Origin of the sequence: Streptomyces sp. ISL-11, from assembly GCF_018614525.1 — a bacterium.
In the GTDB taxonomy this organism is placed as follows: domain Bacteria; phylum Actinomycetota; class Actinomycetes; order Streptomycetales; family Streptomycetaceae; genus Streptomyces.
In genome coordinates, this window is the sequence record NZ_JAGGOL010000204.1 from 1 (window position 1) to 10,099 (window position 10,099).

The following is a 10,099-nucleotide window of genomic DNA, read 5'->3' on the forward strand; positions in this document are numbered from 1 at the left end:
GCCGGGGGCTGTGCGGGCGTGCGAGGCGCCGGTGCCGTCGCAGCCGTACCGCGGGGACACGCCGGGCCGGGCACGCCCGGGGTGGGTCCGGCCGGCCCGCGGCGAAGGCCGCCGAGGCGAGCAGCACGAGAGCGACGACGACCGGCCACGGCGGAAACGCCTCGGTGAGCACGGGGGCGACGGTCGGGACGAGCGCGACCAGCCCTCGTGCCGCGCTCCTCGTGTGATTCCCGCAGGCCGATAACAGCGTCTTCCCGGCGAGCCTCGTCATCTTCGTCAGCCCCGCATCCTGTGTGTCCCGTGTCCGTTGCTCTCCCAGGAGAGCAGGAGGGGAGCGCCACCACAGGGCTCACGAGGGGGGCTCACGGATTACGGCAGGCACGGACACCAACTTCCCCTCGATAAGCTGGAGTTCGGACACAGCCGATGGGGGAGTGTGAGGCGGTGACGACAGAAAGGACGGCCGGCCGTGCGGCGAACTTACGCCTGGAGAAGATGATCCGGGAGGCCGGCGTCAGCCACAAGAGGCTGGCGCACCGGCTGAACGAGATCTGTCTGGCCGAGGGCATCACCAGCGACTACACGCACACGTCCGTCGTGAACTGGTCCCGGCGGGGCATGCGGCCGAGGTGGCCGGTCCCACGGCACCTGTGCACCGTGCTCGCCGAGAGCCTCGGCAGGCCGGTGAGCCTCGCGGACATCGGCATGGAATCAGCCGCCGCCGACCGCTCGGTCGGACTCGCCTTTCCGAGGGACCAGCGGCAGGCGCTCGCCGAAGCGGCCTCGTATTGGAGCACCGTGAACCGACGCAACTTCCTGGCGGCGGCGCCCTTCGCCGCCACCGCCTTCTCCGAACCGGTGACCCGGTGGCTGGTCAGTCCCACCGAGGCCGTGCGGCCGCCGTTCGGTGTCACCACCGTCGGCCGCACGCACATCGAGGAGCTCCGGGCCGCGGCCGACAGCGCGCGGACCTGGGACTCCCGGTTCGGCGGTGCCGCCTGGAAGTCCCGCTCGCTGACCGAGTACTTGTACGAGCGGGTCACTCCGCTGCTCCGTGCCCGGTACTCGGAGCGTGACGGCCGCGACCTGTTCTCCGTGACCGCCGAGATGGCCCGGCTGGCCGGATGGACCGCCTTCGACTCCGGCCGGCACCAGATCGCCCAGCGCCACTACATTCAGGCACTGCGGCTCGCCAAGGCCGGCGGCGACATCCACCTGGGCTCGTACATCCTCACCACGATGGCCATGCAGGCGATGATGCGGGGATTCTCCTCGCAGGCCATCGACATGGCCCAGGGCGCGTTCGAGCGGGTACCGGCCGCGGACCCCCGGGTGCTGGGTTTCGCCAAGCTGATCGAAGCACGTGCGCACGCGCGGGAGGGCGACGCCCGGTCGGCGAGTGCCTGTCTGGCCACCGCCGAGCGGTTCCAGGAGCGGGGCAGCGCCGAGGGTCCGGGGGAGCGGCCCTGGATCGACTTCTTCACCCGGCAGCGGATCGTCACGGACGCCACGGAGGTCTTCCGCGACCTGGGGGACCCCAGGTCCGTCTTCGCGTGGCACGCGCTGGGGTCGATGCCCGGGGAGGCGTTCGCCAGGTCCAGGGGCATCCGGCTGTCCGTCCTGGCCACGGCGCAGGTGCAGCAGGGGAACCTGGACGTCGGCCTGCGGCTCGACCAGGAGTCGCTGGGGCTGTTCTCCCGGCTCCAGACCGTGCGCGGCCTCGACTACATCAGGATCTTCACCGATTCGCTCCGTCCCTGGCGCCGGGAGAGGACCGTCCTGTCCTACCTGAGCGAGGTCGGGGGCCTGGCCGCCGGCCTTCCCGCCTGAGCCCTGTACTGCCGTACGGCATGAGTAGCCGCATCCCGGGACCCCGACTGCTTGGGTGCCTGCGGGCCTTTGCCAGCCTGGCCTGGGCGGCCGTACGGCAAGCGGATGAGCGCGATACGGTGGGGGATCCGATGCCCGCCCAGTGCCATCGACATCAGATGGGAGCGAGCCTGTGAGCGCACAGCCCGTAGAACCGTACGGCCGACCGCACCCGCGCCGACCGGACACCGTCCTGGCCGTGCTGCGTGCCCTCCCCCGGCACCTGCGCCACCAGTTCGCCGACGCTGTCGCCGGCGCCCCGGACGACGAAGCCGTCAAGCACCTGGTGGGGCTGTGGGGCGGTATCGCTGTCTTCGAGAAGAATCCCGCGGTGAACGCCGCATTCGACCAGGCCGAGGCCGGGACCCTGCCCACCGTGCCTCACGAGGCCGCCCGGTGATCCATCGCGCTGCCCTCACGCCGGACGCGGACAAGAAATACGCGGCACTCGACGAGTACGACCAGCGCCTCCTGGATGCCGCTCTCGCCAGACTGGCCGCCGACCCCTTCGACGCAGCGGTGTCCGTGACCTACCCCGGACGAGGCAGCGAGGACTTCCGCTCCGCCTTCGTGTACGGGATCGCCATGGTCTACGTCGTCTCCCGGGGCACCGCACCACCTCGCGTCACGATCACCGACTTCGACCTGTAGCAACCGGCACCGAGCCCTCGGCACTTTCCCGGCGCGAAATCACCCGCGCCCGCCCCGCTCCGAGGCGACCGCCCACGGCCGAGGAGGGCCTTTACATGCACCGTCTGACCAGCGGCGACCTCAAGGAGGCGGCCGCCCGCGTCGCCGGACACGTCCGGCCCGTCACCGTCACCGCGGACCCGCGGCCGCAGCCGTACGAGCGGTGGCTGGCCCTGGAGTTCATGCAGCACACGGGCTCCTTCAAGGCGCGCGGCGCCCACAACTTCCTGGCCGCCCACCGCGAGGCGGGCACCCTCCCCGAGGCCGGCGTCACCATCGCGTCCGGCGGCAACGCCGGCCTGGCCTGCGCCTGGGCGGCCCGGTGGCAGGGCGTGCCGGCGACGGTGTTCCTGCCCGAGAGCGCCCCTCAGGTCAAGGTGGCCCGGCTCCGCGGTTACGGCGCCGACGTACGACTGGCCGGCAGCGAGTACGCCGAGGCCCTCGCGGCCTGCGAGGAGTTCGCGCGCACCAGCGGCGCCCTCGCCAGCCACGCCTACGACCATCCGCTGATCGCCGCCGGGGCCGGCACCCTCGTGGAGGAGATCCGCGGGGCGGTCGCCGGCCTCGACACCGTCGTCGTCGCGGTGGGCGGCGGCGGCCTGTTCGCCGGCGTCGCGACGGCCGCCCGGCAGCACGGGATCCGGACGGTCGCGGTGGAGCCCGAGAACTGCCGCGCGCTCGACGCCGCCCTGGAGGCCGGACGGGTCGTCGACGTACCGGTCGACTCCGTCGCCGCGGACTCCCTCGGCGCCCGCCGCGTCACCCGGCTCGCGCTCGCCGCGGCTCAGTCGGACGACGTCACCACCGTCCTCGTACCGGACCGTGCGATCGTCCGCGCGCGCCGGGCGCTGTGGGACGACCGCCGCGTCGCCGTCGAACACGCCGCGGCCACGGCGCTGGCCGCACTCGACGACCCGGACGGCGGCTACGCGCCCGCGGAGGGCGAGAGGGTCGCCGTCGTGCTCTGCGGCGCCAACACCGACCCCGCGGACCTTGTGCGGCGTTAGGCCGTATCGTGCGCACCACCGCTGCGCGGTGGTGTCCTCAATCGCCGGACAGGCTTGATTGTGGCTGAGCTCAGCCGATCTCAGCCCGTCCGGCGTTTGAGGACGCGCCCGCAGGGCGCCCGCCGCCGCAGGCGGCAAAGACGGCCCGCAGCCGAACGACCCGCCGGACAGGGCCTGGTGGAAGACCTCCCTCAGAGCGGGCGCGGCGCGCCCTCCGGCTCAGCGCAGCAGGACCGGGAGGTTCTGCAGCCAGTTCATCGTCATGCTGGGCCGCCGCGCGATCTTCTCCGGGGGGACCGCCAGCCGCATCCGGGGGAAACGGTCCAGCAGCCGGTGGAAGAGCACTTCCATCTGGGCGTAGGCGAGCAGTGCCCCGACGCACCGGTGGGCGCCGTGGCCCATGGCCAGGTGCTGGTGATCGGTACGGGTGATGTCGAAGCGGTGCGGATCGGCGAAGCGGCGCGGGTCGCGGTTGGCCGCCGCGACGGCGATCAGCAGGAACTCCCCGGCGGGGATGGTGACGCCCTCGCCCAGCTCGACCGGCTGCGAGGTGTGGCGCGGGCCGACGGCGCGGAACGGGCCCTCGTAACGCAGGCACTCCTCGATGGCACCGCGCACGAGGGCGCGGTCGGTGAGTAGGGCGGCGTACTGCTCGGGGTGGCGCAGCAGCGCGTACATCCCGTTGGCGATCGCGTTGGCCGTCTCCACGCCCGCGATGAGCAGCAGGAAGGCGGTCGAGGCGAGCTCGTGGCGGTTGAGGGCGCGCCGCCCGGTGCGTTTGGAGCCCAGCGTGGACAGCAGGCCCCGGGTGGGCAGCGCGCGGCCGCGGTCGCCGAGCCGCTCGCTGAAGTCGGCGATGAGCAGGGAGGTCTTGCGCCCGCTCGCCGAGCCGCGCCGGCACATCAGGGTGTCGAACCAGCCCGGGAAATCGGCCTGTTCCTCATCACGCAGGCCGAGCAGCTCGGAGATCACGGCGATGACGAAGGGATAGGCGACCCGTGCGCGGAACTCCACCGGCCCGGAGTCGTCGAGCGCGGCGAGCGTCTCGTCGGCGAAGACCTCGATGCGGTGGCGCATGGCCTCCACCGGGCCCCGGCTGAGGGCCTGTTGGGTGCCGTGGCGCAGCCGCTGGTGGTCGGGGGGATCGGCGTGGAGCATGTTGGCGCGAATGCGGGTGCTCATCTCGCGGCGCCGCTCCGAGCGCCCGGAGTGCCGCTCCCGCAGGTCGGGCCGTTTCCACTCGTCCTTGTGCACGAAGGGGGAGTTGAGCAGGGTGCGGGCCTCCTCATAGCGGGGGATCAGCCACAGCCGGGTGCCGCTCACGCCCGTGACCAGCGTGGCGGGCGCCTCGGAGCGCAGGTCGTCCAGGACGGGGTGAGGGTCCTGGAAGAATCCCGGAGTGAAGATCTCGGCGGGGGCGGCGATCCGGTCGGTGGTCACAGCGATCCTCCTCGAACGGGTGAGCAGGGTGGGTCGGCTGCGGCAGCCCCCCGAGCCTACCCACCGTATCGAAGTGATTACACATCGCTACGGAGAGTGATTCGGACTCCCCGCCGACCCCGTCCGGCCGCCCGGGGGGAGTGGTCCGACCGCCTCGGTCCGGCGTGCCGGCGAGGGAGCGGCTCGCGGGCGGAGGGCGACGGCGCGGGTCGTCGGCCGGCGGACCGTCCCGGCGACCCGCCGCGCCGACCGCACGGTCACCCCGTGCGCGCCTCGCGCCAGTCGGGGCTGTCGAGGAAGTGGCTGTCGAACAGCTCCTGGCTCGCCAGCAGATCCTCCACCGTCGCCTCGCCGTTGCGCAGCCGGTCCAGGAGGCGGAAGTAGTCGAACCGCTCGACGCCGGGAGTGATGACGATCAGCAGGTCGGCTCCCGCGCCCGGCGCGGCGGCGAAGGCGTGCGGCATGCCCGGCGGTACGACGACGAGATCGCCCGTGTGCGCGGTGACCACCTCCTCGCCGGCCAGCAGTTGCGCCGAGCCCTCGATGACGTAGAAGAGCTCGGCGGACTTGGTGTGGTAGTGCGGGTTGGCGCCGTCGGCCCCTTCGGCGAGCGTGACCCTGTGGCAGCTCAGCGCGCCTCCCGTGGCACTCGCGTCGGCCAGCAGCCGGATCCGGCCCGCCGCCGCTCCCAGCGTCTCGGCGTCCGCGGCTCGCACATGGACGGCTTGGTGTCCGTACAGCGACATGGTGCTGTTCCCCTCGTCGGACCGGCGGCCCGGTCGTTGGTTCGTGATGAGATAGTACGGCATCTAACTATCTCTTGCCCTAACTATCTCTCCTCGAATGATCGCCTAGACTGCGGGGCATGGACGAAGTCGACGTGATCCTGGACCAGTGGCGCCGCGAGAGGCCGGACCTGGAGACGTCCGCCGCGGGTACGATCGGCCGTTTCGGGCGGGTCGCGCTCCTCCTGGAGCAGTCCATCGACGCGGTCTTCAAGCGGCACGGCCTGCGGCGCGGCGAGTTCGACGTGCTGGCGGCCCTGCGCCGTTCGGGCCCGCCCTACGTCCTGATCCCCTCCGCACTGGCCGAGACGCTGATGCTCTCCCGTGCCGGCATGACCAACCGCCTCGACCGCCTGGAGTCGGCAGGCCTGGTCGAGCGGGCGCTCGACCCGCGGGACCGGCGCAGTTTCAAGGTGGCGCTGACCGGCGAGGGCATCCGGGTCGTGGACGCCGCGGTCGCCGAGCACGTCGCCAACGAGACCCGGCTGCTGGCCGGGCTCACCCCTGAGGAACGCGAGACGCTCGACGGCCTCCTGCGCACCCTCCTGCGCACCCTCGGGGCGAAGGAACCGAAGGAACCGAAGGAACCGAAGGAACCGAAGGAACCGAACGAGCCGAAGCGCGGGTGAGGCCGCGCGCCCTCCGCTAGCGTCGGTGCGGTGCGCAGTCGCCCGCTCCTTCCCGCGGCGTTCCTGGCCGCCCTCTCCCTGACCGCTCTCGTCCTCACGGGGTGCGGCGGTGAGCCGGGTCCGCCCGCGCCCACCGACGACCGGGCGATCCGTGCCGACGGCGCCCAGCTGCTCTACCGGGGGCGGGGCGGAGGCAGCGCCCAGAACCCCGCCTTCTCGCCCGACGGCGGGTCCGTGCTGTTCACGCTCTTCCAGGACGGCTACAACAAGGGCGCCGCCGCGCTGCGCGTGCTGTCCCTGGCCAAGGGCGCCGCCGCCCGGCCCGGCACCCTGCTGGAGGAGACCGACCGGGCCGCGGTGAACCTGCCGGGCACCAGCTGGCACCCCTCGGCCGGAGTCACCTTCGCCTCCGACCGGGCGGGCCGCGACGAGGTGTGGGTGCTGCCGCCGGGCGGGAAGCAGCCCGTACGGGTCACCGAACACCGTGGGGACTCCGGCTACCTGGAGCCCAGCTTCTCACCGGACGGCCGGTGGATCGTCTTCCAGGAGAGCCTGGAGGAGGAGAGCGCGGACGACGGCGACCGGCCGTCACGCTCGGCGCTGGGCTCCCTCTGGAAGGTCCGGCGCGACGGCCGCGAGGCGACCCGCCTGCTCGACGGCCCCGGCACCCGTACGGACAACCGCCAGCCCAACTGGTCACCGAAGGGCGGCCGGCTGGTCTTCCAGCGGCGCGCGCACGACAGTGACGACTGGGCGCTGTACGTGATGAACGCCGACGGCACCGGACTGCGGCGGCTGACCGACGTCCCCGGCGAGCACACCGACCCCAGCTGGTCGCCCGACGGCCGCTCGGTGGTGTTCTCCTCCACCGCGGGCGGCCTCGACGTGCCGCAGATCTTCGTGATCCCGGCGGACGGCGGCGGCCGCCCGGTCCGGGTGACCCGGAGCACCGGCGGCTACGACGGAGCCCCCAGCTGGTCGCCCGACGGCCGGTGGATCGCCTTCGAGGCCCACACGGGGGACGAGGACCGGCCGACCTCGCTGTGGCGGGTCCCCGCCCCCCGGCAGCCGTGAGGATCAGCCGGTGGTGATGGTCAGCAGCGAGTACTGGGCCACCGTCAGCGTGAAGGCGGCCGTGGTGCCGGTGACCCGCCAGGTGACCGGCTGCGGCGCGGGGGAGGGTACATCCGGGGAACTGACCGTGGCCGAGCGCACCTGCCGGCCCGCGGGCAGCTCCAGCGAGACCGTGCAGGAGGCCGGTGCGATCCGGAAGGCACCCGGGGCGTCACCGAAGCCGGAGAAGTTGACCAGCTGGACGACGGTGTCGTCACCGAGCCGGCCCACCTCCAGATGGATCCGGTGATCGCCCGTCAGGGTCACGGCGGGCGTGACCGCGGCGGTGACCGGCGCCAGCAGCTGGTTCGCGCTCCCCTGGTCGGTCGTGGCCAGGTACTTCTTCCCCACGAGGTCCCGCAGATACCAGCAGGTGCCCGAGCCGTACCGGTTCACCTTGCTCGCCGGCGGCCCGTCGGCCTTGCGGAAGCCGAGCACGTCGGCGAGGGCGTACTCCGCGCGCGCCGTCCCCGTCGCGTCGAGACCCGTCGGCGCCGGCCCGGTGATCACCACGACGCCGCCGCCGTCCACGAAGCCGCGCAGCACCTCCGCCTCGTCGCCGGAGACCGCCTGGAGGTTCGGCAGCATCAGCACGCGGTAGCCGGCCAGGTCCGCGGCGGTGATGCCGGGGCTGGTCACGATGGAGAACGGGATGTGCGCGTACACCAGGGCTTTGACGGTGCCCCGGAACTCGCCCAGCCACTGCTGTTCGACGCAGCTCTCCTCCGGGCTGCCGCCGCTCCACCAGTCCTTGACCCCGGTGGGCACCTTGGCGTTGGCGAACATGCCGGTGCCGGGCGAGGGGCTGACGAAGTCCCGCGAGGCCGAGGAGTGATAGACGCCCACGGTCGCCGCCGGCGTGGCGTCGTAGAGCTTCTCCTGGTTGGCCGCCACGAACGCGTACATCCGGGTGCGCATCGCCTTGTCGGTGGTGACGTCCTTGAACGGGCTCTTGACCTCGTACGGATTGCAGCCCGCCGCCAGCAGCTCGGCCATCACCAGCGACGCGTCGTCGGCCTTCCAGCCGTACGAGAACGCCCAGGCCGGTTTGGTGCCGCTGGCCGCCCGCGCGTACTTGTACATCGAGATCAGACAGGTCCAGTCCGTCGCGGTGGCGTGGCGCATCCCGTCGTAGAGGCCGAGGATGTCCACCTCCCAGACGTGGCTCACCCCCTCCGCCTTGCGCAGGTACGCACCGTCCAGACCGATCGTGGTGGCGTACTTGTAGTCCATGCTCACGGTCTCGATGAAGGTGACCATGTCCGGATTGACGGACCGTCCGGCGGCGGCGATGTCGAGCTGCCACTGGTTCAGGTTGCGGTGCCGCCACTCGACGTAGCGGCGGAAGGGCGGACTGGTGAAATCGTCCTTGGGCGGCAGGGCGAGCCCGGTGTCGGCCTTGAACGCGTCCGCGGCCCAGGTGGAGGCGTCGCACCAGCTGAGCGCGCCGTCGAAGTAGATGGGGACGTCCGGCCAGAGCGCGTCCAGGCCGGTGCCCGCGAGCCTCTTGACGCGGCCGAGGTAGAAGTCCCGCCACGGCGAGTTGGGACTGACCCAGCAGCTCTCGTCACCGGGGTCGACCCAGACCACGAGGCTGCCGTAGAAGACGTTCGGCTTGCCGTCGAGGGACCGCTGCACCCACGCCTTCCCGTCGCCGTCCTTGTAGAACGACCGGCCCTTCTCGCCGCCCAGGCTGATCACTTCCAGGGACGGGTAGTACATGACGACGCGGATGCCCGCCGCGTGCGCCAGTGTCACGAACTCCTTGATCTTCACCAGGTGCTCGGTGAACTCGGCCTCGGTCAGCCAGTGCGACAGGATCGTGTCGAGCTCGATCACATTGACGTTCTGTGCCTTCAGCGCCGTGATGACGGGCTTCATCTCACGGGTCGGATCGGCGTCCTCGTCGAACGTGGCGTCGGCCAGCCGGGCGAACCTGCTCCACTCCGGGAAGGCCTTCTCACCGGCCGCGCTCGCCGCCCAGGCCGGTGTCTCCCCTATCCGGTACGGGCCGGGGATGCCCGGAGCCAGCTGGGCCGCCAGGGCCGCGCCACCCACCCCCGCACCCGCCCGTAACAGCCCTCTGCGGGTGAATCCTCGCGTTCCGTTCATGGACTGCCCCTCGTCGTCGCGACGGTGTCTGCACGGTGCCCGCAAAGTCTGCCGGAACGTTTCCTCGAGGTGGGCGGAAACCCGGAAGGGGAAGGGAAGCCTCCCACCGGCCCCTCGGGCACGGCCGCCGCCCCGAGGAAACCCGCGCCGGAGGATGTCGCCGGCGGCCCCGGCACCGCACCCTGGAACCGAGGTTCTTCACACCACCGCGACACGACGGAAACGACACCGAAACCCAAGACACCGGGAGTGAGTTGTGGCGACGCACGCCGAGCCGGCCATCGGACAGCTCTGGACGGTGACCATCACCACGGGCCGGCCCCCCGCACCGCGCCTCGCGCTCCGGTGCTCCCTACCCGGATGCCGGCCCGGCCCGGTGCCGCTGCCCACACCGTCGGCCGCCCGCACGGCGGCCGCGGGCCACCTCGCCGGCCACGGCCGCGCGGTGGAACCC

The 10,099-nt window shown here is 72.2% G+C and carries 9 protein-coding genes and 1 pseudogene; 7 read left to right on the forward strand and 3 right to left on the reverse strand.

Annotated elements, in window-relative coordinates:
- Positions 1-444: 444 nt before the first annotated feature.
- The 4 genes from J7E86_RS29730 to J7E86_RS29745 all read left to right on the forward strand — a co-directional run bounded on the left by J7E86_RS29730 (position 445) and on the right by J7E86_RS29745 (position 3,566).
- Positions 445-1,830: a sporulation protein gene (locus tag J7E86_RS29730; protein ID WP_308312777.1), complete on the forward strand. Its 1,386-nt coding sequence runs from the start codon at positions 445-447 to the stop codon at positions 1,828-1,830.
- Positions 1,831-2,002: 172 nt separating this feature from the next.
- Positions 2,003-2,269: a hypothetical protein gene (locus J7E86_RS29735; protein WP_215085918.1), complete on the forward strand. Its 267-nt coding sequence runs from the start codon at positions 2,003-2,005 to the stop codon at positions 2,267-2,269.
- On the forward strand, positions 2,266-2,520 hold the full coding sequence (locus J7E86_RS29740) for a hypothetical protein (protein WP_215085919.1): 255 nt from the start codon (positions 2,266-2,268) through the stop codon (positions 2,518-2,520). The genes J7E86_RS29735 and J7E86_RS29740 overlap by 4 nt, the downstream gene beginning before the upstream one ends.
- A 95-nt stretch (positions 2,521-2,615) precedes the next feature.
- On the forward strand, positions 2,616-3,566 hold the full coding sequence (locus J7E86_RS29745; protein ID WP_215085920.1) for a threonine/serine dehydratase: 951 nt from the start codon (positions 2,616-2,618) through the stop codon (positions 3,564-3,566).
- Between the two features lie 219 nt (positions 3,567-3,785).
- On the opposite strand, the gene J7E86_RS31940 is transcribed toward J7E86_RS29745, so the two are convergent.
- Both J7E86_RS31940 and J7E86_RS29755 read right to left on the reverse strand, forming a co-directional pair.
- Positions 3,786-5,006, reverse strand: coding sequence for a cytochrome P450 (locus J7E86_RS31940; RefSeq protein ID WP_215085921.1), 1,221 nt, complete (start codon positions 5,004-5,006; stop codon positions 3,786-3,788).
- 257 nt (positions 5,007-5,263) lie between these two features.
- On the reverse strand, positions 5,264-5,752 hold the full coding sequence (locus tag J7E86_RS29755; protein WP_215085922.1) for a cupin domain-containing protein: 489 nt from the start codon (positions 5,750-5,752) through the stop codon (positions 5,264-5,266).
- 119 nt (positions 5,753-5,871) lie between these two features.
- On the opposite strand from J7E86_RS29755, the gene J7E86_RS29760 reads away from it, so the two are divergent.
- Positions 5,872-6,420, forward strand: a complete 549-nt coding sequence (locus tag J7E86_RS29760) for a MarR family winged helix-turn-helix transcriptional regulator (RefSeq protein WP_215085923.1) — start codon at positions 5,872-5,874, stop codon at positions 6,418-6,420.
- A gap of 30 nt (positions 6,421-6,450) precedes the next feature.
- Positions 6,451-7,494: a PD40 domain-containing protein gene (locus tag J7E86_RS29765; protein WP_215085924.1), complete on the forward strand. Its 1,044-nt coding sequence runs from the start codon at positions 6,451-6,453 to the stop codon at positions 7,492-7,494.
- Positions 7,495-7,497: 3 nt separating this feature from the next.
- Here the strand turns inward: J7E86_RS29765 and J7E86_RS29770 are convergent, their stop codons facing one another.
- Positions 7,498-9,645, reverse strand: a complete 2,148-nt coding sequence (locus tag J7E86_RS29770; RefSeq protein WP_215085925.1) for a hypothetical protein — start codon at positions 9,643-9,645, stop codon at positions 7,498-7,500.
- A 256-nt stretch (positions 9,646-9,901) separates the two neighbouring features.
- Between J7E86_RS29770 and J7E86_RS29775 the strand changes: the two are divergent.
- Positions 9,902-10,099, forward strand: a pseudogene (locus J7E86_RS29775) (hypothetical protein); the annotation flags it as partial.

What these genes read in the sequence shown, in the direction of transcription:
- J7E86_RS29755 (WP_215085922.1), bottom strand. Translation starts at nt 5,752, where the DNA reads ATGTCGCTGTACGGACACCAAGCCGTCCATGTGCGAGCCGCGGACGCC.
- J7E86_RS29760 (WP_215085923.1), top strand. Translation starts at nt 5,872, where the DNA reads ATGGACGAAGTCGACGTGATCCTGGACCAGTGGCGCCGCGAGAGGCCG.
- J7E86_RS29770 (WP_215085925.1), bottom strand. Translation starts at nt 9,645, where the DNA reads ATGAACGGAACGCGAGGATTCACCCGCAGAGGGCTGTTACGGGCGGGT.
- J7E86_RS29745 (WP_215085920.1), top strand. Translation starts at nt 2,616, where the DNA reads ATGCACCGTCTGACCAGCGGCGACCTCAAGGAGGCGGCCGCCCGCGTC.